The sequence below is a fragment of the Aeromonas australiensis genome, assembly GCF_000819725.1.
Lineage (GTDB): Bacteria > Pseudomonadota > Gammaproteobacteria > Enterobacterales > Aeromonadaceae > Aeromonas > Aeromonas australiensis.
On sequence record NZ_CDDH01000027.1, the window covers coordinates 1 to 25,203 of the forward strand.

A 25,203-nucleotide genomic window follows, 5' to 3' on the forward strand; every position below is an offset into this window, starting at 1 on the left:
ATGCGAAGAACCTTTTTTTATCCATTTTTAGCCGTTTGGGAGCTGTCAGGGCCGGTTTATCGTCAACTTTTGCTACTCGATATGGCGAAGGCGTTAAGCATTGATGAACAATTATTCGCCGCTCAACTTTGCGCCTCTCCGTTATCGGGGTAAGCTGGAGGTTCGTTTTAGCGGGAGGTGCCAGACATCTCCCGCTCTGTTTCTTGTCCTCCCCAATCCTGACTGTCGCCACGGCTGCAGGATGCCCTTCTGATGGAGACCTTTCGTGCGTCTGGATCCCTTTACTGTTGTGCTGATTGCGGTGGTCACCCTGGCCTCTCTCTTTCCCTGCGAGGGGCAGGTGGCCGTCTGGTTCGGTCTGCTGACCAAGCTGGCGGTGGCGCTCCTGTTCTTCATGCATGGCGCCAAGCTGTCGCGCCAGAACCTGCTGGCGGGCCTCGGCCACTGGCGGCTCCATCTGGTGGTGATGCTCAGCACCTTCGTGCTGTTTCCGCTGCTGGGGCTGCTGCTCACCCCTCTGGTGCCGAGCTGGCTGAGCCCGGCCATCTACCTCGGCTTCCTCTATCTCTGCGCCCTGCCTGCCACCGTGCAGTCGGCCATCGCCTTCACCTCGATGGCGGGGGGCAATGTGTCGGCGGCGGTGTGCAGCGCCTCGGCCTCCAGCATCCTCGGCATCTTCCTCTCGCCGGTGCTGGTGGGGATGATGATCCACGTGCAGGGGGAGGGGATCGACACCTGGCACTCCATCCAGTCCATCATGATGCAGCTGATGCTGCCTTTTGTGGTGGGCCACCTGTCGCGTCCGCTCATCGGTCGCTGGGTCGATAGCCACCGCCCGCTCATTGGCAAGCTGGATCAGAGTTCCATCCTGCTGGTGGTCTACGTCGCCTTCAGCGAGGCGGTGGTGCAGGGGATTTGGCATCAAGTAGGCTGGTACGATCTGGCCAGTATCGTGCTGCTGAGCTGCATCTTGCTGGCGCTGGTGCTCTGCTGGAACGTCTGGATCAGCCGTCGCCTCGGCTTCGACAAGGCGGACGAGATCACCATCGTTTTCTGCGGCTCGAAAAAGAGTCTGGCCAACGGGGTGCCGATGGCCAACGTCATGTTCCCGGCCGCCAGCGTCGGCGTCATGGTGCTGCCGCTGATGATCTTCCACCAGATCCAGCTGATGGTCTGCGCCGTGCTGGCGCGCCGCTATCACGAGCAGGGAGAGTGATACTCGCGCCGTTTTTGCTGTCATAACAAGAGGGAGGCCGTTGGCCTCCCTCTTCTCATCTGTATGCCGACCGGCGGATTAGTGTTTGCGCCAGACGGTCAGCTGCGCCACCGTGTGCTGATATTTGCGGGCGGTTTCGCGGATCACGAAGGGCACATCCCGGGGCGGGCAGTGCTCCTCGAACTCTGCCGCCAGCAGCCGTTGCAGCGCTTGATAGGTGGTGAGCGCCTCGCCGTTTTCGCGAATGCCGCCGAGCCAGTTGGCGGGCGGGGTATATTCCGCCAGCCAGGTATAGGGGCTGGTGAGCACCAGCAGGCCACCGCTGCGCAGCCGGGGAGCGATATCCCGCAGGAAGCGGGCGGGCTCCCGCAGCCGGTCGATGAGGTTGGAGGCGAGCACCAGATCATAGTGGTCATATTTGGGCTTGAGGTTGCAGGCATCCCCCTGACTGAAGTGGATGCGCTCAGCCTGACTTGCCCCCAGCCCGTGGCTCGACAGGCGCGCCTCGCAATACTCCACCAGTTCACCCTCCAGCGGAATGGCGTAGCGGAAGCTGTCCTGGCTGGCGAGGGCCAGCGCCACATCGATGAAGCGTGCCGAGTAGTCCACCCCGTCCACATGCTGGAAGTGGCGGGCCAGTTCGAAGCTGGCGCGGCCGGTGGCACAGCCGATATCCAGCGCCCGCTGGTGGTTGCTGCAGAGCTCGCCAGCAAGATCAGCAAGCGTCTTGGCGTAGTTGGCTACCCCGAAGTGGCTTGGGCCGTACTGGAAGTCGAGGTACTGAGCGACCAGGGTGTCGGTTTCATAGGGATTCACGATAACGGGTTCCTGATAACGGGAGACCAGATAGCGGAAACCCGCATGCTGGAAGAAGTGACGCCGGAAGGCGTAACGGGATGATTTGAGCGCTTCGTTACCCGTGCTGATCCAGCTGCCGCCCTTGATCAGGGTATGCTTGCCATCAAAGGTGGGGGTGGAGAAGTCGTCGTAGAGGGGGTGGATTTTAAAGCCGTCGAAGCCATCGATGGCGGTGCTGGTCCACTGCCAGACATTGCCCACCAGATCGAAGAACTCCCCTTGCGGGCAGGCATCCACCGGGCAGGAGGAGGCAAAACGGGCCAGATTGATATTGCCGGGGGCCTGTGTCCAGTCCGGCTGATCGCCGGGAACTTGCTCGCGCAGCAGCATCCACTCTGCCTCGCTCGGCAGCTGGATGGGGAGTCCGGTCCGGGCCGCCTTCCAGCGACAGAAGGCAGCCGCCTCCAGCTGATTCACCTCCACCGGCCAGTCCCAGGGCATAGGGACCTGCTCGGTCATCAGCCGCAGCTGCAATTGTTCGGGCTTGGTGGAATCACCCACCCAGAAGGTGGGCATCTGCGCCTTGGCGTACTGGCACCAGCCCCACCCCTCCTCATCCCACCACTGTTGCTGGCCGTAGCCCCCCGCCTGGACGAAGGCGAGGTACTCGGCATTGCTCACCAGCATGCGGCTGGCCTGAAACGGGGCCAGCTCGATATGGCGCTCGCCATATTCGTTGTCCCAGCCGTAGGTGGCGTCCTGCTTGCCAAGGCGCACCTTGCCGCCAGCCACCGGCAGCAGGCTGTTGGCGGGCACCTGATCAATGCGGTGGCGGGCTTCGGTACAGGTGGGCCAATAAGGCTGCGGCCGCACCCAGGCGAGCGGCAACTGGCGGATCAGCACGCTGGAGGTCTCGAGGTGGATGCGCTCGTGCTCTATCCCCATCAGGATCACCCAGGCCGGGCTCTGCCAGTCGATGGGCAGGGGGAGCGGCATCTGGCGGATGAAATCGCACACCAGCGAACGGACTCTGGCCCGATAGCTGCGCAGCTCGCTAACTTTGGGCCAGTCGTAGTGGGTCTCGTCCAGATCGTCCCAGCTCATCTCGTCCACCCCGATGGCGACCATGGCCTCGATGCGGGCATCCAGCCGCTGGTCGATCAGGCGCGCCGCCAGCAGCTTGTTGATAAAGAAGGCGGCGGTGTGGCCGTAGTAGAAGATGAGCGGGTGGCGTAGCGGGATCGCCTTGTTGAACCAGGCCCGCTCATCGGCCAGACAGTCGAACAGTGAGTCGTAGAGATCGAAGGTCTGGCAGAAGTAGGCGAGCAGCTCGCGCCGTTTCTGCTCGGGATCGCTGCCTGTCAGCAACGGGGTGCGAGTCGGTTCCGGCAGACCGGTGGCGGTGGCATAGAGAGGGCTTGCTTGGGTCACGCTCTGACTCCTTGTTGGCAGTGAAGACTGACAAGACAGTGGTAATGACATTACCGCAATGGAGAGCTTGGTACGCACGAAGTACCACTATTGGCTCAACAGACCGGCAGGGCAATCCAAAACTTCCACGGGCTGTCAGCATAGTGACCGGCAGGACGACCCGCCAATCCGAGCATCATCTCTTGCCAGCAAACAGGCCCGCAACGGGCCTGTTTGATCAAAGGTGGCTGGCGTGAAAGCGCAGGTGCGCCTCGATAAAGCTCGCCACGAAGTAGTAGCTGTGGTCATAGCCCTCGTGGCGGTTGAGCTCCAGCGGCCATCCCTTGCTGGCTGCCACCTCGGCCAGCGCATCGATATGCAACTGCTCGGCGAGGAAGGGATCATCCAGCCCCACATCCACCAGGGTGGGCAGCGGCGTGACCGGCTGGTGGCGCAGCAGCTGGCAGGCATCCCACTCCTGCCACAATAGCGGATTGCTGCCGAGGTAGGCGCCGAGCGCCTTCTGGCCCCAGGGGCAGCGGCTCGGGTGGCAGATGGGGCTGAACGCCGACACCGAGCGGTAGCGACCGGGCTCCCGCAACGCGGCGATCAGCGCACCGTGACCGCCCATGGAGTGGCCGCTGATGGCGCGGCGGGTCGAGACCGGGAAGTGGGTCTCTATCAAGTCAGGCAGTTCGCGGGTGACGTAGTCATACATCTGGTAGTGCGCCTGCCAGGGGCTCTGGCTGGCATTGACGTAAAAGCCTGCCCCCATGCCGAGGTCATAACTGGGGTCGTCCGCTACGCCGTCGCCGCGGGGGCTGGTGTCCGGCGCCACCAGGGCGATGCCAAGCTCGGCGGCGATACGCTGGGCCCCCGCCTTCTGCATAAAGTTCTCATCGGTGCAGGTGAGGCCGCTGAGCCAGTAGAGTACTGGGACTTTCTGGCCGGTGAGGGCCTGAGGCGGCAGATAGATGGCAAAATTCATCTCGCAGCCGAGCACGCTGGCGTGGTGGCGATAGCGCTTGTGCCAGCCGCCGAAGCTCTTGTTGCTGCTGATAATCTCCAGATTCATCGAAGGACTCCTGCACCCCGCCCACGATGGCGGGCGGGGCGATCATGCTCAGTAGTGGATGACGGTGCGGATGCTTTTGCCTTGGTGCATCAGATCGAACGCCTCGTTGATCTGCTCCAGCGCCATGGTGTGGGTGATGAAGTCATCGAGGCGGAACTCACCCTGCATGTAGCGCTGCACATAGCTCGGCAGTTCGCTGCGACCGCGTACCCCGCCGAAGGCGCTGCCGCGCCAGACCCGACCGGTCACCAGCTGGAACGGACGGGTGCTGATCTCCTGACCCGCTCCGGCGACGCCGATAATGACCGACTCGCCCCAACCCTTGTGGCAGCACTCCAGCGCCGCACGCATCACCTTGACGTTGCCGATGCATTCGAAGGAGAAGTCGACGCCGCCATCGGTCAGCTCGACGATCACCTCCTGAATCGGTTTGTCGTAATCGTTCGGGTTGATGCAGTCGGTGGCACCCAGCTTGCGGGCAAGCGGAAACTTGCTCTCGTTGATGTCGATGGCGATGATGCGACCGGCCTTGGCCAGACGGGCACCGATCACCGCCGAGAGGCCGATGCCACCCAGCCCGAAAATGGCGACGCTCTCACCCTCCTTCACCTTGGCGGTGTTCATCACGGCGCCGATGCCGGTGGTGACGCCGCAGCCGAGCAGGCAGACCTCTTCCAGCGGGGCGGCCGGGTCTACCTTGGCGATGGAGATTTCGGGCAGCACCGTGTATTCGCTGAAGGTGGAGGTGCCCATGTAGTGATAGATGGGCTGGCCATCTTTCGAGAAGCGGGTGGTGCCGTCCGGCATCAGCCCCTTGCCCTGGGTGGCGCGGATCTTCTGGCAGAGGTTGGTCTTGCCGGATTTGCAGAATTTGCACTCGCCGCACTCGGGGGTGTAGAGCGGGATGACATGATCCCCCACCTTGACGCTGGTGACCCCTTCGCCGACCGATTCGACGATGCCGCCCCCCTCGTGGCCGAGAATGCAGGGGAAGACCCCTTCCGGATCTTCACCGGAGAGGGTGAAGGCATCGGTGTGGCAAACGCCGGTGGCGACGATGCGCACCCGCACCTCGCCCGCTTGTGGCGGCATGACTTCCACCTCTTCGATGGAGAGGGGCTGACCCGGACCCCAGGCGATGGCGGCCTTACACTTGATGCTTTGAACCTGTGCCATGAATGACATCCTTCTTGTTGAGCAGGGTGAACAGAGATGAGTTCGGACAGTCAGTGTAGTTTCCCGCCGATTTGGTGATAATGAGGGCAAATCTCAAATCACTTTTACACACAGGTAATAATGTTCGGTTGGGAAGGGATCTGTGAATTTGTCAGCGTGGCGGAGCAGGGGGGCTTTACCCCGGCAGCGCGCAAGCTGGGGGTGTCGGTGGCGCAAGTGAGCCGTCAGGTGGCACAGCTGGAGGACAGGCTGAAGGCCAAGCTGCTGCTGCGCACCACCCGCCAGGTGCGGCTCACCGAGCTTGGCGAGATCTACTATCGCCACTGCCGTCAGTTGCTGGACAACCTCTATGAGGCGGAGCTGGCGGTGGGGCGCCATCAGGCGGTGCCGCAAGGAACGCTGCGCATCACGGCCCCCGTCTCTTACGGCGAGAGCCGCATCGCCCCGCTGGTGAATGACTTTATGGTGCGCTTTCCCCAGCTGGAGGTGACCCTCAACCTCACCAACCAGCTGCTGGATCTGGTGCATGAAGGCTACGATCTGGCGCTGCGCCTCGGTCATCTCAAGGATTCAACGCTGGTGGCACGCAAGCTGGCGCAGCGGGTGCCCTATGTCTGCGCCTCACCGGATTACACCGCCCGCCACGGCATGCCCAACAGCCTCTCCGAGCTCACCCGCCACACCTGTCTGGTGGGCAACAGCGACGAGTGGCACTTCACCCTGGATGGCCGTCCCCACAGCGTGCGGGTGCACGGTCTGCTGCACTGCAACAGCGGCCACGCCCTGCTGGATGCGGCGCTCAAGGGGATCGGCATTATCCAGCTGCCGGACTACTACGTGAGCGACCACCTAGCCCGGGGCGAGCTTATCGAGCTGCTGCCGGAGCTGCGGGCGCCGGCGGAGGGGATCTGGGCCCTCTATCCCCACAACCGCCACCTCTCCCCCAAGGTGCGATTGCTGGTGGACTATCTGGCCGAGCGGCTGAGCGACCCGCACCAACCGGCACTGGTGATGCCGATTGGCTAGGGTATGCGGGGGGTCACTGGAGGCTCGTATAAATAACAGGCTTGCCAATAATCGAGTATCATCCCAGGTCAGATAGCTGGAAGCAGGTCGAGGGGTGAATATGCCAACGCCTGCTCTTAGCGTTTTTAGCCTTTTTTGTATTCAGTAATGAGGAAGTGTATTTATGTCCAGACCCGATATCCGACTGCAGGATTCGCTCGTCGCAGGCTTGATTAACGGTGTGATCAACGGCTTGATTGCACACTGGCATTTCAAGGGGGTCGATGCTGTCCTCTTGTCGGTCAATGCCATTGCCCACGAGCAGACCTCGGTGTGGGGCGAGGCGGTATCCCTGACCTTCGGTCTGGGGATCATACTGTCGCTGATCACCGCCAAGCTGTTCGTCAGCCATCTGCACAAGGCTCGTCCTGCGCTGCAAAGCAGCTTCAATCCTTCGTTCTGGCGCACCATGCTGCCTATCGCGCTTACCCAGTGTGCCGCCCTGTTCGGCTGGTTTGTGGCGCTGGCGGTGATCTGGACCAAATACATGGGGGAGATGACCGTCTCCAGCTTCTGGGCCGCCATCCTGGTGGGCGGATTTGCCTTTGTCATCACCCTGTTTATTGAATATCGCACCAAACAGAATCTGATCTTCAAGAAAGTCAGCCTGCTGGATTGATTCTGTCTCCCCATTTATTTCAGAAAAGGAATAACCCTGATGAGTGATCCGAAGAGCGCGGCAACCGAGCCAACGGCCGCTACCGTGCCTGCCGCACAGGACAAGAGCAAGCAGGCGCGTTCGCTGACGTATGGTATTTTCCTGGCGGTATTTATTCTCTGGATTTACAGCCTGTGGGCCGATCGCGTCACCCCCATGACCGATATGGGCCGGGTAAATGGCGAGGTGATCCGCCTTGCGCCCCAGGTATCCGGTCCGCTTGCCGACATTCATATCGCCAACAACGATGAGGTCACGAAGGGGCAGCTGCTGGTCTCTATCGAGAAGGCCCCCTTCATACTGGAGGAGAAGGCAACCGAGCTCGCGTTGCAGCAGGCAGCTCAGTCTTACCAGGCTGATTCGGCCTCCATCAAGGTTGCGAAGGCCAATGAGGTGTCAGCGCGTGCGGCGGCCAACAATGCCAGAGTGCAGGTGGAGCGTTACCGGGCCCTGCTGAAAAAGGGCACCATCAGCCGCGCGGCCATGGATGACAGCCTGACCCAGCTGCAAACAGCCGAGGCCAATCTGGCGCAAACCGTTTCTGCGCTGGAAAAGGCCCGTTTTGAGGTGGGCCCGCGTGGTGAAGAGAACCCCGAGATTCAGGCAGTGCTCAACAAGCGTGCCCAGGCCCGCCTCAATCTCGAACACACCGAGCTGAAGGCACCCGCCAATGGCGTCATCACCAATCTGGCGCTGGCCAAAGGCAACTATGCCAGCGCCGGCCAGCCGCTGTTGACCTTCATCAATACCGATAAGCTCTGGCTGACCGCCATGGTGCGGGAGAACTCGCTGGCCTATTTGAAGCGGGATGACGCCGTCAAGGTGGTATTTGATGCTTATCCGGGTCAGGTCTTCACCGGCAAGATCACTTCCATCGGCTTTGGCAGCAGTGGCAATGGCAGCTTGCAGGCCAATGCCGGCACCGGGTTGCTGGACTCCCCTACCTCCCAGCCGAGTGCCCAGCGTTTCCCGGTCAATATCCAGTTTGATGATCTTCCGCCCGGCGTGAACCCGCGCTTTGGTGGTCGTGCTGTCGTCGCCTTCTACCCGGGAGAGTCCTATCTGGGTGAGCGGCTGGCCGACATCTGGATATGGGCATGGAGCTACATAAGTTATGTTTCATAGTTCTGCCAACGCCCTGCTGCGGGTAGCGCTGTTTCCGGTGCTACTGCTGTTTTGGCAATTTGTGTTTGGTACGGATTTGCCGCTGCTGGCGCCAGCCATGTGCGCGGTATTTCTCACCACCACTCACAATCCGCCGCCGCTCATCATGGTGTTTCTGATGGCTGGGGTCTTGTATCTGACCTCCTGGGTACAGGCATGGTTGGCAACCTTGTTGCTCGATTACCCCCATGTCTATTACCTCGCGTTGTTGGGCGTCTTCTACTGGTGCATGGATCGCACCCGGAAAAACGCGCAGGACCTGATAGCAATCCTGCTTATCGTGGCGACGGCCATGATTGCGGTGTTCGTCAAACAGAAGGGGATTTCGGTCGACCAGATACCGCCGGCGTTGCTTAAGAACATCTTCGTGGCAGGTTTTACCGCGTATCTGGCCTATTTCATCTTCCCCGGTGGCGAGCCGTTGACCGATGCCAGCAGTGCAGCGGCGAGTGCAGGCAAGACGCCTCATCAGGATTGGCACACTCTGTTCAAGGCGGTGCTGGTGCTGACTACTCTCTGTGTCGGCATCACTCTCGATCTGGAGCAGAGCACCATCATTGCCATCGTGGTCGCGCTGATTATCAAGGATCCCAATCCGGCGCTGGGGCACGACTACGGTATCCGGCGGTTGCTGACCACCTATGCCAGCGTGCTCTACTCGGTGCCGCCCCTGATCATGTGCGTGTTTCAAACCAACCTGATTGGCCAGCTGGGGGTCACTCTGGTGTGCGCCCTGCTGATGGGGATCCATGCGGTCGAGAAAAAGGCCAGCTACAACTCGATCCAGCTGCTCTATTCAAGCTATGTCGTGCTGGTGTTCTACGCGATCACCTCTACCAGCATCGATGCGCTGAGCGATGGCATGATCCGCTTTGGCTCGGTGATGCTGGCGGTGATCCTGGGGGTAATGGCACTGATCATCATGCAGCCCAGGTCGCCTGCCGAGGCTGCAGTGCAGCGAGCCGACCACCACCCCGACTAAGAAGCTGCCTCTATCACTTCTGCCGTCGTCATACAAAAGAGCCCTTGAGAAATCAGGGACTCTTTTTATTGGCAAGCGAGGGTTAATCGATCACTCGATGTGATGGATCTGATTGTATGACTGTAAATGGCTATAAAAATCATAGGCATGATGTAATTTTTCTTATTTTTTAAGAAACACTATCCAGGCCATGATGATAGCCCCGGTTTATGGTTAACCATCCCCAAAGGGATTCCTGATTTGTAGCTGGTCAGGATCTGCTCGAGCTCGTCATCGGAGAGTGCCTTGTAGTCGATTCGCCTGACATCTGGAACGTCGTGCCCTTCGGGAACCAGCTGTAATGCCCCTACGCTACCCTGGCCAATGCAACTGAGCAGATCGAAGGGCTGGGTTGATGCCGCTTGATGGCGTGCTACAGCCCTGTACCTCACCTCCGGATTATCTGGCAGCAAGTTATCGAAGACGTTATAGGCTTCATCGCCCCGTTAGGGCTGATGGCGCAATGGCATGGAAAGTGAGATGGGGCTGCTGCGCGGTACTCCAGATTGGAAAGCGCACGCAGCGCCAGAATAGCCCGGATCTCTGACAGCTCGACCTGATAGCGCAACATGCTGATGCCATTGCCAGACGTTTCCTTGACCCGAAGGCATGCCATCAAGAGCGGCACCCCATGTTGCTTTATGAGTCTGAAATCAATAAAACCCGGCTGAATTTATGAGAGAATCTTGAGCAATATTGTCCCCCGACCGGAAGAGTGCTCATGGCCGAGATCAACAAAGCAACCCTCACCGAAGCCGACATCATCTCGAAATACCTGCTGCCTGCTATCAAGGCTGCGGGGTGGGATGACCTGACCCAGGTTCGCCAAGAGGTGAAGCTGCGGGATGGCAAGGTGGTGGTGCGCGGCCAGATGGCGGCACGCAAGAAGGTCAAATCGGCCGATATCGTGCTCTATCACAAGATGGGCTTGCCACTGGCAGTGATCGAGGCCAAAGCCAACAAGCATGAGATTGGCAAGGGGATGCAACAGGGGCTCGATTATGCCCGTCTGCTGGATGTGCCCTTCGTATTTGCCAGCAATGGCGATGGCTTCGTATTTCATGACAAGACCAATCCGGCCAAGCTGGAATCCGAGATCGCGCTGGAGGACTTCCCCAGCCCCGGCCAGCTTTGGGACAAACTCTGCACCTGGAAGGGTTACTCTCAGGCCCAGTTGCCTGTCATCAGTCAGGACTACTACTCCGATGGCAGTGACAAAACTCCCCGCTATTACCAGCTGCAGGCCATCAACAAGACCGTAGAAGCCATCTTGAAAGGTGAGGATCGGGTATTGCTGGTGATGGCCACCGGCACCGGCAAGACCTACACCGCATTCCAGATCATCTGGCGTTTGTGGAAGGCGGGCGCCAAGCAGCGCATCCTGTTTCTGGCCGATCGCAACATTCTGGTGGATCAGACCAAGGTCAATGACTTCCAGCCTTTTGGCCCGGCCATGACCAAGGTCACCGGGCGCACTGTCGATCCCGCCTATGAGATCCACCTTGCCCTCTATCAGGCGCTCACCGGGCCGGAAGAGTCGCAGAAAGCCTTTAAGCAGGTCTCTCCTGACTTCTTCGACCTGATCGTGGTGGATGAGTGCCATCGGGGCAGTGCCGCCGAAGACAGCGCCTGGCGCGAGATACTCGAATACTTCTCATCGGCCACCCAGATTGGTCTCACTGCCACGCCCAAAGAGACCGAAACCGTCTCCAGCACCGATTACTTCGGTGACCCTGTTTATACCTACTCCCTCAAAGAGGGGATCGAAGATGGTTTTCTTGCCCCCTACAAGGTGGTGCGGGTCGATATCGATGTCGATCTGCAGGGGTGGCGCCCAACCAAAGGGCAGATGGACAAACAGGGCAACCTGATTGAAGACCGCATCTATAACCAGAAGGATTTCGACCGCACCCTGGTGATCGACGAACGCACCCAGCTGGTGGCCGAGACCATCACCAACTATCTCAAGAAAACCGACCCGATGGCCAAGACCATTGTGTTCTGCAACGACATCGATCATGCCGACCGGATGCGCCGGGCCTTGGTCAACCTCAACCCGGAACAGATGGCCAAGGATGAGCGCTATGTGATGAAAATCACCGGCGATGATGACCTTGGCAAGGCCCAGCTCGACAACTTCATCAACCCGAAAAAGCCCTATCCGGTTATAGCCACCACTTCCGAGCTGATGACCACCGGCGTTGATGCCAAAACCTGCAAGCTGGTGGTGCTGGACCAAAACATCCAGTCCATGACCAAGTTCAAGCAGATCATCGGCCGTGGCACCCGCATTGACGACAAGTACGGCAAGCTCTGGTTTACCATTCTCGATTTCAAGAAGGCCACCGAGCTGTTTGCCGATCCCCGTTTCGACGGCGAACCGGAGCGCGTCATGGTGATCAAACCGGCAGACATCAACAACCCCGATGATGGCTTGGGCGATATCATCGGCGATGCCGATCCGCTGCCAACCGATGAACCCGGCGACCATGACGATCCGTTTGCCCCCAGGGTCGATGAACAATCCGGCAGCTACACAACCGGCAGTGACGGTGGCCACAGTGGCGCAGGGAGTCAGGGCGCAGGGGGGCAGGGCACAGGCCCGCTGGGTGGCCCCGAGCCCGGGGTCAGCAAGTATTATGTCAACGGTGTGGCGGTCAGCGTCATCGCCGAGCGGGTGCAGTATTACGATGCCGATGGCAAGTTGGTGACCGAATCCTTCAAGGACTACACCAAAAAGACTTTGCTCAAGGAGTTTGCCACCCTCGATGCCTTCACCAAACGCTGGCAAGCAGCCGAGCGCAAGCAAGCCATCATGGATGAATTGGCGCAGGCGGGCGTGCTGTGGGAGGTGTTGGAGCAGGAAGTGGGTAAGGAGCTCGACCCGTTCGACCTTATCTGCCATGTGGTATACGATCAGCCGCCACTGACCCGCCGCGAGCGGGCCAACAACGTCAAAAAGCGCAACTACTTCACCAAGTACAACGACACCGCCCAGCAGGTATTAACCCGCCTGCTCGACAAGTATGCCGATCAGGGGGTGACCGAGATTGAGACCAAGGATGCGCTAAAAGTGGCCCCCTTTACCGAGTTGGGGCGGCCGCTGGAGTTGGCCAAGAAGGGGTTTGGTGGCCCCAAACAGTTCGAGCAGGCCATCACCGAACTGGAGCAAGAGATCTATCGCCACACCGATCGTGAGCAGCAGAGCGCCTGACGCCAGGGCTGCAACAGCACCACAGTGCGGCCATGGCAATCATGGCCGCTTGTTTTATCGATACTCCTGACGCATTCGCCCCTGTATTCGTCACCATTTTTGTAAAAAGCAGAGAATCCCATGTCATCCATCAGCTCAGTTATCAAATCCATTCAGGACATCATGCGCAAGGACGCCGGTATCGACGGCGATGCCCAGCGCCTCGGCCAGCTCTCCTGGCTGCTGTTTTTGAAAGTGTTCGACGCCCAGGAAGAGGAGCTGGAGTTTGAGCAGGATAACTACCGCTGCCCCATCCCCGAGCGCTTCCTGTGGCGCAACTGGGCGGCCGATAGCGAAGGGCTGACTGGCGATGCCCTGCTCGATTTCGTCAACAACGATCTGTTCGACAGCCTGAAAAATCAGCCTGCCAATATCAGTCTCAACCCCCGTGGCTATGTGGTGAAAGAGGCGTTCTCTGATGCCTTCAACTACATGAAGAACGGCACCCTGCTTAAGCAGGTGATCAACAAGCTAAACGAGATCGACTTTACCGACAGCAGCGAGCGCCACCTGTTTGGCGACATCTACGAGCAGATCCTGCGCGACCTGCAAAGCGCCGGTAACGCGGGCGAGTTCTACACCCCCCGCGCCGTCACCCGCTTTATGGTCAACCGCATAGACCCCAAACTCGGCGAGCGGATCATGGACCCGGCCTGCGGTACCGGCGGCTTTCTCGCCTGCGCCTTCGACCATGTCAAAGAGCACTATGTCGAGACCGCTGCCGACCATCAGACCCTGCAGCAGCAGATCCTGGGGGTTGAGAAGAAGCAGCTGCCGCACCTCCTTTGCACCACCAATATGCTGCTGCACGGCATCGAGGTGCCGGTGCAGATCCGCCACGGCAACACCCTCGACAAACCGCTGTCGAGCTGGGACAGCGATATCGATGTGATCCTCACCAACCCGCCCTTTGGCGGCACCGAAGAGGATGGCATCGAGCAGAACTTCCCGGCCGATCTCCGTACCCGCGAAACTGCCGACCTGTTCCTGCAGCTGATTATCGAAGTCCTTGCCCCGGCAACAAATGGCAAGGGCGGTCGCGCCGCCGTGGTGCTGCCCGATGGCACCCTGTTTGGCGAAGGGGTCAAAACCAAGATCAAGCAACTGCTCACTGCTGAGTGCAACCTGCACACCATAGTGCGGCTGCCCAACGGCGTGTTTGCCCCCTATACCGGCATCAAGACCAATATCCTCTTCTTCACCAAGGGCCAGCCCACCAAGGATGTCTGGTTCTACGAGCACCCCTATCCGGCTGGGGTGAAGAGCTACAGCAAGACCAAACCGATGAAGTTCGAGGAGTTTGAGGCCGAGATTGCCTGGTGGGGCGATGAGGCGGACGGCTTTGCTGCCCGGGTTGAGAACAAACAAGCCTGGAAGGTCAGCATTGAGACCATTATCGAGCGTAACTTTAACCTCGATATCAAAAACCCCCATGTCGGCGAGCAGATAAGCCACGATCCTGATGAGCTGTTGGAACGCTATGCCAAAGAGCAGGCAGAAATCCAGACCCTGCGTGACCAGCTAAAAGCCATTCTGGGTGATGCCTTGGGCAAGAACGGGGCAGATCAACGCCATGAATGAGACCACTCAACAGATCGCCATCTTCGAGGGGGAGAGCGGCGAGATCACCGTCACCCTGCAACAGGAGACCGTCTGGCTCAATCAGGCCCAACTGGCCCAGCTGTTTGCCAAAAACAAACGCACCATCTCCGAGCATATTCGCAACCTGTTTAAAGAGGGCGAGCTGGAAGAGAGTGCAGTTGTCCGGAATTTCCGGACAACTGCCAGCGATGGTAAAAGCTACGATACCCAACACTACAACCTCGACGTCATCATCTCGGTCGGCTATCGGGTCAAATCACCGCAAGGGGTGCGCTTTCGTCAGTGGGCCACCCGGCTGTTAAAAGAGCACCTGTTCAACGGCTACACCCTCAACCAGCAGCGCTTTGAGCAAAATGCCCGCGAACTGGAAGCTGCACTGGCACTGGTGCGCAAGGCGGCCCGTGGCGATGGGCTCAGCCTCGCCTGTGGCCGTGGTCTGGTGGAGATCATCAGCCGCTATACCCAAACCTTTCTCTGGCTACAGCGTTATGACGAAGGGCTGCTGACCGAGCCGACAGGCACCGAGGGCGGCATCTTGCTGGCCCCCGAGCAAGCCATGCAGGCGCTCGGTGAGCTAAAAGCCCAACTGATGGCGCGCGGTGAAGCGACCGAGCTGTTCGCCCGTCCACGCGGCGACGGACTGGCCGCCTTACTGGGTAATCTTGCGCAAAGCGTATTTGGCCAGAGCGCCTACCCCACAGTGCAGAGCAAGGCCGCCCACCTGCTCTATTTTGTGGTGAAAAACCACCCCTTTACCGATGGCAACAAGCGCAGCGCCGCCTTCTTGTTTGTCGATTTTCTCTATCGCAATCAGGCGCTCTGGCTGGCAAGTGGCGAGCCTATCATCAACGACAGCGGGCTGGCGGCACTGACCCTGTTGGTGGCCGAGTCGGCCCCGGCACAAAAAGAGACCCTGATCCGCCTGATCATCAATATGCTGACCCCGGCAATCGCTGCGACTGACTTTGGAACAACCCCATGAACCATCTCGATACCCTGATCACCGACCATCTGGATCTCTGGAGTGCGGCGGTGCGCCCGAAAAGCAGTGCCGGACGCGGCAGCAACAGCAAGCTGGAGCTCACCGGTATCAAAAAGCTGCGCGAGCTGATTTTGGAGCTGGCCGTGCGCGGCAAACTGGTGCCGCAAGACCCCAGCGATGAACCCGCCTCCGTGCTGCTGGAACGAATTGCCGCCGAAAAAACGCGGTTGGTGAAAGAGGGCAAGATTAAAAAGCCCAAGGCACTGCCGGAAATTGCTGAGGAAGATAAGCCATTCGAACTGCCGGAAGGATGGGAGTGGGCTCGTTTTGATGAAATCATCAACCAAGAATATCCAATAAGCTATGGAGTGTTGGTCCCTGGTGAATCAGAAGAAGGTGGCGTGCCATTTGTAAGAATAAGTGATATCGCTATAGATAATCCTCCATCGTTGCCAGAAAAAAATATTAGTAAATCAGTTGATGCTAATTACGCAAGAACCCGCCTCAACGGGGGAGAAATTCTTATGGCCGTAGTTGGTTCAATTGGAAAGCTTGGGGTGGTGCCTGATAGCTGGAGAGGCGCAAATATTGCACGCGCACTTTGCAGAATCGTTCCTGTCAGAGAAGTGTCTAAAAATTATATTTTGCATCTTCTAAAAAGTGAGTTTATGCAAAATAACTTCAAGGGTGATACGCGGACTCTGGCACAACCTACATTAAATGTAGGTCTTATTAAAAATTCGGTTACACCAATACCACCGTTTAAGGCCCAACAACGTATCGAAGCCAAAGTTGATCAGTTAATGGCCCTCTGCGACCAGTTGGAGCAGCAAAGCGAGGCGCAACTGGCGGCGCACCATACTCTGGTGGCAGCCCTGCTGGCGACCCTGAGCGACTCCGGCGATGCAGAGGAGCTGGCGCAAAACTGGGCTCGGCTAAGCACTCACTTCGATACCCTCTTTACCACCGAGGCCAGCATTGACGCCCTGAAACAGACCATCCTGCAACTGGCGGTGATGGGCAAGCTGGTACCGCAAGATCCGAGCGATGAACCGGCCTCCGTGCTGCTGGAACGTATTGCCGCCGAAAAAGCGCAGCTGGTCAAAGAGAAGAAAATTAAAAAAGAGAAACCGCTACCTGCGATAAGCGAAGACGAAAAGCCTTTTGAGCTACCGCAGGGATGGGCGTGGTGTCGCTTTGAAGATATTGTTGATATCCAAAGCGGGATAACAAAAGGCCGGAAATTAACAAATAGGGTATTAACTACAGTGCCTTATTTAAGTGTTGCCAACGTTCAACGTGGGTATGTTGATGTGACAGGTATTAAGTCAGTTGAGCTTCCTATTGATGAGGTCGAAAAATATCAGGTTTTGACAGGTGATCTTCTGATTACTGAAGGAGGTGACTGGGATAAGGTTGGTCGTACAGCCATTTGGGCAGATGAAATGCCATATGTCGCACACCAGAACCATGTATTTAAGGCTAGAAAGTTTCTTCAAGAACAGGATGAGTCTTGGTTAGAGATGTTCCTGAATGGGCCTTCAGCTAGAGATTATTTTGCTGGTTCAAGCAAACAAACGACTAATTTAGCATCGATCAATAAAACACAATTACGTGGTTGCCTAATTGCCATCCCACCCAAAAATGAAAAAAGTTGTATTGTTGCCAAAGTGGATGAACTCATGGCCCTTTGTGACCAACTTAAATCCCGCCTGCAAACCAGCCAGCAGACCCAGCTTGCCCTGGCCGAGTCGCTGGTGGAAGATGCCCTGGTCTGATAAGCCCCCTGCTGATCTTCGTCCGATGATAAGAGGTATTGATGATGAAACCCGGTCGTAACGATCCTTGTCCCTGTGGCAGCGGTAATAAATTTAAACGTTGTTGTATGAGCCGCGAGGGCAAGCTGCATGCCGACGTGCAGGATGAGGTCGCAACCATATTGGCCATGAACCCCAATCTGAGCCTGGATGAACTCAATGTGGCGTTACAGCACAAAATGGCGGAGCGTAATAATCAACCGCATCCCGATTTTTGTGGGGTGACGCCCACCCAAATGGCCAATTGGCTGTATGCCCCGTTCGATCAATTACAGTGGCTCACCATCAGCACCCCAGACAATCTTGCTGCCAGCCCGGTGATGCGCTATCTGGGCCTGATGCTTGATGAGGCCATGGCGCAAGAGGGGTCATTCAACGCCACCAGCAAAGGCAACTTGCCGATGAAATTGGTCAAACAGGCCGGTGCGCTATTGCCGGAATTTGCCGTGGCGCAATGCGGGTGTGACTTCGGTATTTGTGAGTTTGAGGGGCGCAACGAAGACAACTTTAATGCCCTGCACTACACCAGAGTGTTAGCCGAACTCAGCGGCATTATTTATCGCCGCAGCGGTCGCTATCATGTGAAAAAAACCGCGCAAAAACAGTATCAGGCGGCCGGGATACAGGCCTTCTTTAAACCTATGCTGGCGGCTGCTGTCAGCCAATATAACTGGGCCTATCTTGACGGCTATTCCCCCGAGGTCGATGTGCGTACGTTTTGGGTGTTTATGCTGTGGCGCCTGCAACAACACCACAGTGTCGCCGAGTTGGTGCAAGAGGTGTTGACGGCGTTCCCCGATGTGCTATCGGCCATCCCGACCAACCATTACTTTTCGCCGGAACAAACCTTATCCATGATCATCGAGTCACGGTTTATTGAGCGGTTCTTACAATACTGGGGATTTGTGACGGTTGACCCGAGGCGTTATAGCAACGCGGGGCCGGTCGCCCGAAAGGTTGCGATCCAACCTTTATTTGACCACACCTTTCAATTCACTCTTAACCGATAACAAGGTCATCGTGAGCGAATATCAATACTACAAATTTGAGCGTGTGGACGGGCCGCTGGCCCCTCACGCCCGCCAGGCACTCCGCGCCATCTCGAGTCGCGCCGAGATTAGCGCGACCACTTTTCAGGTCTATTACACCTACGGTGACTTGAAGGCTGACCCTGCCGAGCTGATGTTGAACTATTTCGATATCGGTTTTTACTATGCCGATTGGGGCTCCATTGATGCTTATCTCAAGCTGCCTGCCGGGACGATCCCCGATGCGTTACTTGGTGTTTCGCGCTATGGCCTGCAGGTAGAGGAAAGCGATGAATGGCAATTGCTGACTTTTTCCATCGAAGAGTACGGCGAATATTTTGACGATGAACAGGCGGACGACTTTTTCCAACATTTAGCCGCTTTGCGCACTGCCTTGATTCAGGGTGATTGGCGTCTTGTCTATTTGATGTGGCTGAAAGAGTGCGAGTTTAATGAAGATATTGACCGGGTACCTTTAATTCATTTCGATTTTGAGCGCCTCAGTGAAGAGGTGCAGGCTTTTGCCACCCTTTATGATATTCCCCTGGCCTGGGTTAACGCACTGGCGCTGGTGCTGAAGGCACACCCCAGTCACCCTGCCAGACAGGCCGAGTTGCAGTTTGATGGCTGGTTCCATCAGCTCACTGACGCGGAGAAAAAGGCGCTATTACGCACGCTGTTTGAGCAAGGCCAGTTAACCCGTCATCAAGCCTTGGCGATGACGCATAAAGACGCGACCAACCATGACCCGGCCTATCACTATTGGTTAACTCCCGACCTGATCACGCCTTACATTGAACAAGCGCAACGCCAGTTGCAGCACGCGCAAGCCGAGGCGCGCGCAAAGAAAATGGCGCTTGAAAAAGCGGAAAAAGAGAAAGCATTGACGGCTATCTACCATCAGCGTGAACACGCCTGGCAACAGGCACAAGAACAGGCGGATCGCGCGTGCGCCAGTGGCTACGATGCGGCATCACGCTATGTGCATCAGTTGTGGGAAGCCTATCAGCTCAAAGGCGATAGCCCCGCGTTTGCCCAGCGCTTTGAGCGATTTGTGGTGGTGAACAATAGCCGTAAAGCACTGTTAACCCGGCTGAAAGATCTCCTGTAGGGGGTCTCCGGTTACCCAACATGAACCTGCGTTGTTGAGTTATGTTCCCCGCCGCCATGGTGTGCGCCTCAACACGCCCCTTTGCTGCGAACGGGGGGCCATCATCCTCGAACCAAACAAGCCGGCGCAGCATGTCGGTTGTCACCGACATTCGCCCCTCTATGTGACCGGGAAGATGAAAAAAGCCCGGTATCACCCCTGCGATTCACAAGGTAATACCGGGCCTTCAAGAGCTGCCGGGGCAAGCAAAAAAACTATTCGATGTTCTGAATTTGCTCGCGCATCTGCTCGATAAGGACCTTCAGCTCGACGGCGGACTGGGTCACTTCGGCGTTGATGGACTTGGAACCGAGGGTGTTCGACTCACGGTTGAACTCCTGCATCATAAAGTCGAGACGACGGCCACAGGCGCCACCCTTCTTCATGATCTTGTTGGTCTCGCTGATGTGCATCTCCAGACGATCCAGCTCTTCGGCCACGTCGATCTTCTGGGCCAGCATGACGATCTCCTGCTCGATGCGGGCCGGATCCAGCTCCACCTTGGCTTCGGCCAGCCGGTCGGTGAGCTTCTGGCGCTGCCACTCGATGATCTGCGGCAGATGGACGCGCACCTTCTTCACTTCCACCTGAATACCGGCCAGACGCTGTTCGATCAGCGCTTTGAGGTTGGCCCCTTCGCTGGCGCGGGAGGCGAGGAAATCTTCCATGGTCTGGTCAAACCCGCCGAGCAGCTCGGTGGCGACCGCGTCCATGTCCTGTTCGGCGGCAGCCATGACACCCGGCCAGCGCAGTACATCGACCGGATTGAGCTGGCCCTGGCCCGCCTCTTTCATTACCCAGTTGGCGCTGTCGATGATGAGCCTAGCCAGCTCTTCATTGATGTGCAGCTGGCTGGCTGCGGCTTGCGCGGCCTCGAAGCGCAGGTTGCACTCCACCTTGCCGCGTTGCAGCTTGGCGCGAAAGCGCTCACGCAGAACCGGTTCCAGGCTGCGCAGTTGCTCCGGCAGGCGAATGTAGGTTTCCAGATAGCGCTGGTTGACCGAACGAATTTCCCAAACGGCTGTGCCCCAGTCGCCCTTGAATTCCTTGCGGGCGTAGGCGGTCATGCTGTGAATCATTGATTGTTCCGGGCTTGATGAAGTGTGCGGCCAGTATACTCAGCCCGGCCCTGCTCGTCAGCCGATGCCGTGGTTTTAGCGGCTGATATTTGGGGCGGGATCACTTATAATCCCCCGCCAATTTGAGCCAGCCCAGAGGTCCGTTCCATGTCACGTCCCAGCGATCGCAGTGCCGAGCAACTTCGCCCGGTTACCATTACCCGCAATTTCACCAAACATGCAGAAGGCTCAGTGCTGGTGGAGTTCGGTAACACTCGCGTGCTCTGCACTGCCAGCGTTGACACCAGCGTGCCGCGTTTCCTGAAAGGGAAGAATCAGGGCTGGGTGACTGCCGAATACGGCATGCTGCCGCGCTCCACTCACTCCCGGATGAACCGTGAAGCGGCCTCCGGCAAGCAGAGTGGCCGTACTCTGGAGATCTCCCGTCTGATCGCCCGCTCCCTGCGCGCGGCGGTAGACCTCACTGCGCTGGGTGAGCACTCCATCACAGTTGACTGTGACGTGCTGCAGGCCGATGGCGGCACCCGCACCGCCGCCATTACCGGTGCCTGCGTGGCGCTGGTGGATGCCCTGAATTGGATGGTCGAGAAGGGCATGATCAAGCAGAGCCCGCTCAAGCAGATGATCGCCGCCGTCTCCGTTGGCATGTATCAGGGCGAAGCCATCTGCGATCTGGAGTACATCGAAGACTCCGCCGCCGAGACCGACATGAACGTGGTGATGACCGAAGATGGTCGCATCATCGAGGTGCAGGGCACTGCGGAGGCCGAACCCTTCACCCATGAAGAGCTGCTGGAGATGCTGGCGCTCGCCAAGGGCGGCATCGCCGAGATCATTGGGCTGCAGAAGCAGTCGCTCTCCTGATTTCTGTTTTGAAAAACGCGGCATTGACCGCGTTTTTTTATACCCCCACACCAGTAAACGACAAGCCAAGCAAGGAGCCAGAATGAAAGCCTACCAGCGTCAATTTATCGAGTTCGCCCTGGAGAAGCAGGTCCTCAAATTCGGTGAATTTACCCTGAAATCCGGTCGTAAAAGCCCCTACTTCTTCAACGCCGGTCTGTTCAACAGCGGCCGCGATCTGGCCCGTCTCGGCCGCTTCTATGCCGCCGCCCTGATGGATGCCGGTATCGAGTTCGATGTGCTGTTTGGCCCGGCCTACAAGGGGATCCCCATCGCCTCCGCCACCGCGGTGCAGCTGGTGGAGCAGCACGATGTGGACGTGCCCTGGTGCTTCAACCGCAAGGAGGCCAAGGATCACGGCGAGGGTGGCAATCTGGTGGGCAGCCCGCTCAAGGGGCGGATCATGCTGGTGGACGACGTCATCACCGCCGGCACTGCCATCCGCGAATCCATGGATCTGATCCAGGCCAACGGCGCCTCGCTGGCAGGTGTGCTGATCGCCCTGGACCGTCAGGAGAAGGGCAAGGGCGAGCTCTCCGCCATTCAGGAGGTGGAGCGTGACTACGGCGCCCACATCATCGCCATCATCCAGATGAGCGATCTCATCGCCTATCTGGAAGAGAAGCAGGCCGAACAGCCGGAGCTGGCGGCGCAACTGGCGGCCATGAAGGCTTACCGCGCCCAGTACGGTATCTGACGACCCGGTTGCCCCCTCATCCCCGGCCCTTCTCCCGCGAGGGGAGAAGGGGGCAGATCGGCATGCTGTCGATCGCGTCAACAGCGCCCAAAGGTGCCGTTTTTTTATCTGCAAAAAGTGGATCAAGTGGCTTGAGCTTACCCTTACAGTAAAGGTTAGGGTTTGCCCGTCGGCGTTTTGTGGTGCCGACGGGTTCCGGGGAGGAACAACATGACCGCTCATCTTCAATCACCCATTTATCTGCAGTTGCCGCTCAGCGGCATGAGCTGCGCCAACTGTGCCAGCCGCATCGCGGCCAGTCTCAACAAACTCGACGGGGTATCGGCCACCGTCAACTTCGCGCTGGAGCAGGCCGCCATCGAGCTGACCAGTCCCGATCGCCTGCCTGTGGTGCTCGACAGTATCAAGAGTCAGGGTTACGACTACGGCAGCGAGACCATTCAGTTTCAGATCACCGGCATGAGTTGCGCCGGTTGCTCGGCCCGCCTGAACAAGATGCTGGCGGCGCTGCCTGGCGTTATCTCCGCCGAGGTCAACTTCTCCATCGAACAGGCCCGGATCGTGCTGGTACCCGGGATGCAGACCCCGGCCGCTTTGCGCGAGCAGATCGAAGCGCTCGGCTTCGGCGCCCAGCTGGCACAAGGTTCCGCCAGCGGCCGCCGCCAGCAGTTGCTGGAGCGGGAAGCGCAGGAGGCCGCCACAGCCCGTCAGGCGCAAACCCGGGTCATCGTCTCGGCTTTGCTCACCTTGCCGCTGCTGGTGGGGATGCTGGCCATGGCCGGGTTGTTCCCCTGGCATCTGCCCGTCTGGCTGGAGCTGCTGCTCGCCACCCCGGTGCAGTTCTGGATTGGTGCCCGTTTCTATCGCGGTGCCTGGCTCGCCATCAAGAACCGCGCCGCCAATATGGATGTGCTGGTGGCTACCGGTACCAGTGCGGCCTACTTCTATAGCCTCTATCTGCTGCTGACGTTGGGGATGGCCGCCAGCGGCAAGCTCTACTTCGAGGCGAGCGCCATCATCATTACCCTGATCTCCCTCGGCAAGTTGCTGGAAGCGCGCGCCCGCCGCAGCACCCAGTCCGCCATTCGCGAACTGATGGCGCTGCGGCCGGAAACTGCCACCGTCTGGCGTGGCGAGAGCTGGCAGAGTGTCGCCATCGACGAGGTGCTGCGCGGTGATCGGCTGCGGGTGCTGGTGGGGGAACGGGTGCCAGTGGATGGCAAGATCGTGAGCGGCGCCAGCGAGCTGGACGAGTCGATCCTCACCGGCGAGAGCCTGCCGGTACCGCGCGACGAGGGCGACAAGGTGCTGGGGGGGGCCATCAACCGTTCCGGCGTACTGGAGATCGAAGCCACTACCGTGGGGGAGGATTCCAGCCTCAGCAAGATCATCGCCCTGGTGGAGAGCGCCCAGATGGGCAAGGCCCCGCTACAACAGCTGGTGGACAAGGTCTCTGCCGTGTTCGTGCCGGTGGTGATGGCCATCGCCCTGCTCACTCTGTTGGTGTGGTATGCCATCAGCAACGACTTCGGTCAGGCGCTGCTGGCGGCGGTAGCGGTGCTGGTGATCGCCTGTCCCTGTGCGCTGGGGCTGGCAACGCCTGCTGCCATCGTCACCGGTACCGGAGTGGCGGCGCGCCACGGCATTCTGATCAAGGATGTGGATACCCTGCAAAAGGCCCACGCCATCAAGGCGCTTATCTTCGACAAGACCGGCACCCTCACTCAGGGAAAGCCTGTGCTGGCCAGCTGGAGCGGCACAGCCGAGCAGCTTCGTCTCGCCGCCGCCCTGCAGCAGGCGAGCGAACACCCGCTGGCGCTGGCCATGCGCGAGGCGGTCGGCAAGGAGGCGATACTGCCCCAGCCGGAGGCGGTCGAGGTGCGGGTCGGTGCCGGTATTGTCGGCCAGGTCGCCGGTCACACGGTCGCCATCGGCAATGGCTCCCTGCTGGCCCAGCTCGGTATTGAGCCGCCGCAACAGGATGAACAAGCCGCCGATGGCGCGACCCGGGTCTGGGTTGCCATCGACGGTGCTGTGGCTGGTATCGCCGCACTGGCCGATACCCTGCGCCCCGAGAGCCCGGAGGCCATTGCCACCCTGCGCCAGCGCGGTATCGCCAGTTGGCTGGTGAGCGGTGACGCGCCGGCCCCCGTGGCCCATATTGCCGCCAAGCTGGGGCTGGACGGGGCCTTTGACTCCGTGCTGCCAGCGGGCAAGGTGGAGAAAGTGGAGGCGCTGCGGGCGCAAACTCGCGGGCTGGTGGCCATGGTAGGGGACGGGGTGAACGATGCCCCGGCACTGGCGGCGGCGGACGTCGGCATCGCCATGGGCTCCGGTTCCGATGTGGCGATGGAGACCGCTTCCATCACCCTGATGCGCTCTGATCCGCGGCTGGTGGCCGATGCCATCGATATCTCGGCGGCCACCTGGCGCACCATCCAGCAGAATCTGTTCTGGGCGTTCGTGTTCAACATCATCGGCATTCCGCTGGCGGCACTGGGCTACCTCAGCCCCGAGTTGGCGGGGGCGGCCATGGCCCTGAGCAGCATTACCGTTTTGAGCAATTCCCTGTTATTGAAACGTTGGCAGCCCAGGGCGGCGCACGGGCCAGCGTCCAACCCGATCAGTAAGGAGGCATAAATGAACATCAGCAAGGTTGCCAAGGCCACGGGGCTGACCGCCAAGACCATCCGTTATTACGAGAGCATCGGCCTCATCACAGCCCCGGTACGCAGCGATAACGGCTACCGCAGTTATACCGATGCAGCGCTGCGCGAGCTGCATTTCGTCAAGCGGGCGCGGGAGACCGGCTTCAATCTGGAGGAGTGTCAGGAGTTGCTGGCGCTCTATCGGGATGAACACAGAACCAGCGCCCAGGTGAAGAAGCTGGCGCAGGAGAAGATCGTCGATTTGCGGGCCCGGATCGCCGGCTTGCAAGCCATGCTCAGCTCGCTGGAAGGGCTGGTCTGCTGCTGCCACGGGGATGACAATCCCGAGTGCCCGATCCTCGACAAGCTGGAGAAGGGGTGAGTAAAGACTCACCATTGAGCGCAGGATATAACGCCGCTGATTGATTAACTTCTTAATAAAAGGCGCTTTATTGTTGCGG

19 protein-coding genes and 1 pseudogene are annotated in these 25,203 nt (G+C 58.9%); 15 read left to right on the forward strand and 5 right to left on the reverse strand.

Going from position 1 to position 25,203, the window contains the following annotated elements; translation table 11 throughout:
* The first annotated feature begins 265 nt into the window (after nucleotides 1-265).
* The gene (locus tag BN1117_RS04085) at nucleotides 266-1,216 is read left to right on the forward strand and encodes a bile acid:sodium symporter family protein (protein ID WP_040095036.1); all 951 of its coding nucleotides are present in this window, start codon (nucleotides 266-268) and stop codon (nucleotides 1,214-1,216) included.
* Between the two features lie 78 nt (nucleotides 1,217-1,294).
* Here the strand turns inward: BN1117_RS04085 and ovoA are convergent, their stop codons facing one another.
* The 3 genes from ovoA to BN1117_RS04100 form a co-directional block, all read right to left on the reverse strand.
* Nucleotides 1,295-3,445, reverse strand: a complete 2,151-nt coding sequence (ovoA, locus tag BN1117_RS04090) for a 5-histidylcysteine sulfoxide synthase (RefSeq protein WP_040095038.1) — start codon at nucleotides 3,443-3,445, stop codon at nucleotides 1,295-1,297.
* 217 nt (nucleotides 3,446-3,662) lie between these two features.
* Entirely contained in the window at nucleotides 3,663-4,499 is an 837-nt protein-coding gene (gene fghA, locus BN1117_RS04095) for an S-formylglutathione hydrolase (RefSeq protein WP_040095039.1), read from the reverse strand.
* A gap of 48 nt (nucleotides 4,500-4,547) precedes the next feature.
* Nucleotides 4,548-5,675 carry an S-(hydroxymethyl)glutathione dehydrogenase/class III alcohol dehydrogenase gene (locus tag BN1117_RS04100; protein WP_040095041.1) on the reverse strand — a complete coding sequence of 376 codons (1,128 nt, stop codon included), beginning with the start codon at nucleotides 5,673-5,675 and terminating at the stop codon, nucleotides 4,548-4,550.
* A gap of 120 nt (nucleotides 5,676-5,795) precedes the next feature.
* Here BN1117_RS04100 and BN1117_RS04105 point away from each other — a divergent pair, with 120 nt between their 5' ends.
* From BN1117_RS04105 to BN1117_RS04120, 4 genes are all read left to right on the forward strand, one after another.
* Nucleotides 5,796-6,701 (forward strand): LysR substrate-binding domain-containing protein, encoded by a 906-nt coding sequence (locus tag BN1117_RS04105; RefSeq protein ID WP_040095043.1) that lies wholly within the window; start codon nucleotides 5,796-5,798, stop codon nucleotides 6,699-6,701.
* A gap of 163 nt (nucleotides 6,702-6,864) precedes the next feature.
* Nucleotides 6,865-7,359, forward strand: a complete 495-nt coding sequence (locus BN1117_RS04110; RefSeq protein ID WP_040095045.1) for a hypothetical protein — start codon at nucleotides 6,865-6,867, stop codon at nucleotides 7,357-7,359.
* Between the two features lie 39 nt (nucleotides 7,360-7,398).
* Nucleotides 7,399-8,523 carry an HlyD family secretion protein gene (locus tag BN1117_RS04115; RefSeq protein WP_052441405.1) on the forward strand — a complete coding sequence of 375 codons (1,125 nt, stop codon included), beginning with the start codon at nucleotides 7,399-7,401 and terminating at the stop codon, nucleotides 8,521-8,523.
* A complete protein-coding gene (locus BN1117_RS04120) occupies nucleotides 8,513-9,544 on the forward strand; it encodes a DUF2955 domain-containing protein (RefSeq protein ID WP_040095047.1) in 1,032 nt (343 codons plus the stop codon). The genes BN1117_RS04115 and BN1117_RS04120 overlap by 11 nt, the downstream gene beginning before the upstream one ends.
* 179 nt (nucleotides 9,545-9,723) lie before the next feature.
* Here BN1117_RS04120 and BN1117_RS19810 read toward each other — a convergent pair.
* Nucleotides 9,724-10,011 (reverse strand): annotated as a pseudogene (locus BN1117_RS19810) (HipA N-terminal domain-containing protein); the annotation flags it as partial.
* A 293-nt stretch (nucleotides 10,012-10,304) separates the two neighbouring features.
* Between BN1117_RS19810 and hsdR the strand changes: the two are divergent.
* The 6 genes from hsdR (at nucleotide 10,305) to BN1117_RS04150 (ending at nucleotide 19,376) form a co-directional block, all read left to right on the forward strand.
* On the forward strand, nucleotides 10,305-12,797 hold the full coding sequence (gene hsdR / locus BN1117_RS04125; RefSeq protein ID WP_052441409.1) for an EcoAI/FtnUII family type I restriction enzme subunit R: 2,493 nt from the start codon (nucleotides 10,305-10,307) through the stop codon (nucleotides 12,795-12,797).
* Between the two features lie 120 nt (nucleotides 12,798-12,917).
* Nucleotides 12,918-14,417, forward strand: a complete 1,500-nt coding sequence (locus tag BN1117_RS04130; RefSeq protein ID WP_040095050.1) for an N-6 DNA methylase — start codon at nucleotides 12,918-12,920, stop codon at nucleotides 14,415-14,417.
* Nucleotides 14,410-15,420, forward strand: a complete 1,011-nt coding sequence (locus tag BN1117_RS04135) for a virulence RhuM family protein/type II toxin-antitoxin system death-on-curing family toxin (RefSeq protein WP_040095052.1) — start codon at nucleotides 14,410-14,412, stop codon at nucleotides 15,418-15,420. The genes BN1117_RS04130 and BN1117_RS04135 overlap by 8 nt, the downstream gene beginning before the upstream one ends.
* Nucleotides 15,417-17,198 (forward strand): restriction endonuclease subunit S, encoded by a 1,782-nt coding sequence (locus BN1117_RS04140; RefSeq protein WP_040095054.1) that lies wholly within the window; start codon nucleotides 15,417-15,419, stop codon nucleotides 17,196-17,198. The genes BN1117_RS04135 and BN1117_RS04140 overlap by 4 nt, the downstream gene beginning before the upstream one ends.
* Before the next feature lie 41 nt (nucleotides 17,199-17,239).
* Nucleotides 17,240-18,247 (forward strand): YecA family protein, encoded by a 1,008-nt coding sequence (locus BN1117_RS04145; protein WP_209435223.1) that lies wholly within the window; start codon nucleotides 17,240-17,242, stop codon nucleotides 18,245-18,247.
* Nucleotides 18,248-18,257: 10 nt separating this feature from the next.
* Nucleotides 18,258-19,376, forward strand: coding sequence for a hypothetical protein (locus tag BN1117_RS04150; protein ID WP_040095056.1), 1,119 nt, complete (start codon nucleotides 18,258-18,260; stop codon nucleotides 19,374-19,376).
* Nucleotides 19,377-19,630: 254 nt separating this feature from the next.
* Here BN1117_RS04150 and BN1117_RS04155 read toward each other — a convergent pair whose 3' ends face one another.
* The gene (locus tag BN1117_RS04155) at nucleotides 19,631-20,494 is read right to left on the reverse strand and encodes a YicC/YloC family endoribonuclease (protein ID WP_040095058.1); all 864 of its coding nucleotides are present in this window, start codon (nucleotides 20,492-20,494) and stop codon (nucleotides 19,631-19,633) included.
* 147 nt (nucleotides 20,495-20,641) lie between these two features.
* On the opposite strand from BN1117_RS04155, the gene rph reads away from it, so the two are divergent.
* The 4 genes from rph to cueR all read left to right on the forward strand — a co-directional run bounded on the left by rph (nucleotide 20,642) and on the right by cueR (nucleotide 25,124).
* Nucleotides 20,642-21,358: a ribonuclease PH gene (gene rph, locus BN1117_RS04160; protein ID WP_040095060.1), complete on the forward strand. Its 717-nt coding sequence runs from the start codon at nucleotides 20,642-20,644 to the stop codon at nucleotides 21,356-21,358.
* An 82-nt stretch (nucleotides 21,359-21,440) separates the two neighbouring features.
* Nucleotides 21,441-22,094 carry an orotate phosphoribosyltransferase gene (gene pyrE / locus BN1117_RS04165; protein ID WP_005356114.1) on the forward strand — a complete coding sequence of 218 codons (654 nt, stop codon included), beginning with the start codon at nucleotides 21,441-21,443 and terminating at the stop codon, nucleotides 22,092-22,094.
* Between the two features lie 210 nt (nucleotides 22,095-22,304).
* Nucleotides 22,305-24,734, forward strand: coding sequence for a heavy metal translocating P-type ATPase (locus BN1117_RS04170; protein WP_040095061.1), 2,430 nt, complete (start codon nucleotides 22,305-22,307; stop codon nucleotides 24,732-24,734).
* On the forward strand, nucleotides 24,735-25,124 hold the full coding sequence (gene cueR / locus BN1117_RS04175) for a Cu(I)-responsive transcriptional regulator (protein WP_040095063.1): 390 nt from the start codon (nucleotides 24,735-24,737) through the stop codon (nucleotides 25,122-25,124).
* Nucleotides 25,125-25,203: the final 79 nt, after the last annotated feature.

What these genes read in the sequence shown, in the direction of transcription:
- fghA (WP_040095039.1), bottom strand. Translation starts at nt 4,499, where the DNA reads ATGAATCTGGAGATTATCAGCAGCAACAAGAGCTTCGGCGGCTGGCAC.
- BN1117_RS04100 (WP_040095041.1), bottom strand. Translation starts at nt 5,675, where the DNA reads ATGGCACAGGTTCAAAGCATCAAGTGTAAGGCCGCCATCGCCTGGGGT.
- BN1117_RS04105 (WP_040095043.1), top strand. Translation starts at nt 5,796, where the DNA reads ATGTTCGGTTGGGAAGGGATCTGTGAATTTGTCAGCGTGGCGGAGCAG.
- BN1117_RS04110 (WP_040095045.1), top strand. Translation starts at nt 6,865, where the DNA reads ATGTCCAGACCCGATATCCGACTGCAGGATTCGCTCGTCGCAGGCTTG.
- BN1117_RS04115 (WP_052441405.1), top strand. Translation starts at nt 7,399, where the DNA reads ATGAGTGATCCGAAGAGCGCGGCAACCGAGCCAACGGCCGCTACCGTG.
- BN1117_RS04120 (WP_040095047.1), top strand. Translation starts at nt 8,513, where the DNA reads ATGTTTCATAGTTCTGCCAACGCCCTGCTGCGGGTAGCGCTGTTTCCG.
- hsdR (WP_052441409.1), top strand. Translation starts at nt 10,305, where the DNA reads ATGGCCGAGATCAACAAAGCAACCCTCACCGAAGCCGACATCATCTCG.
- BN1117_RS04130 (WP_040095050.1), top strand. Translation starts at nt 12,918, where the DNA reads ATGTCATCCATCAGCTCAGTTATCAAATCCATTCAGGACATCATGCGC.
- BN1117_RS04135 (WP_040095052.1), top strand. Translation starts at nt 14,410, where the DNA reads ATGAATGAGACCACTCAACAGATCGCCATCTTCGAGGGGGAGAGCGGC.
- BN1117_RS04140 (WP_040095054.1), top strand. Translation starts at nt 15,417, where the DNA reads ATGAACCATCTCGATACCCTGATCACCGACCATCTGGATCTCTGGAGT.
- BN1117_RS04145 (WP_209435223.1), top strand. Translation starts at nt 17,240, where the DNA reads ATGATGAAACCCGGTCGTAACGATCCTTGTCCCTGTGGCAGCGGTAAT.
- BN1117_RS04155 (WP_040095058.1), bottom strand. Translation starts at nt 20,494, where the DNA reads ATGATTCACAGCATGACCGCCTACGCCCGCAAGGAATTCAAGGGCGAC.
- rph (WP_040095060.1), top strand. Translation starts at nt 20,642, where the DNA reads ATGTCACGTCCCAGCGATCGCAGTGCCGAGCAACTTCGCCCGGTTACC.
- pyrE (WP_005356114.1), top strand. Translation starts at nt 21,441, where the DNA reads ATGAAAGCCTACCAGCGTCAATTTATCGAGTTCGCCCTGGAGAAGCAG.
- BN1117_RS04170 (WP_040095061.1), top strand. Translation starts at nt 22,305, where the DNA reads ATGACCGCTCATCTTCAATCACCCATTTATCTGCAGTTGCCGCTCAGC.
- cueR (WP_040095063.1), top strand. Translation starts at nt 24,735, where the DNA reads ATGAACATCAGCAAGGTTGCCAAGGCCACGGGGCTGACCGCCAAGACC.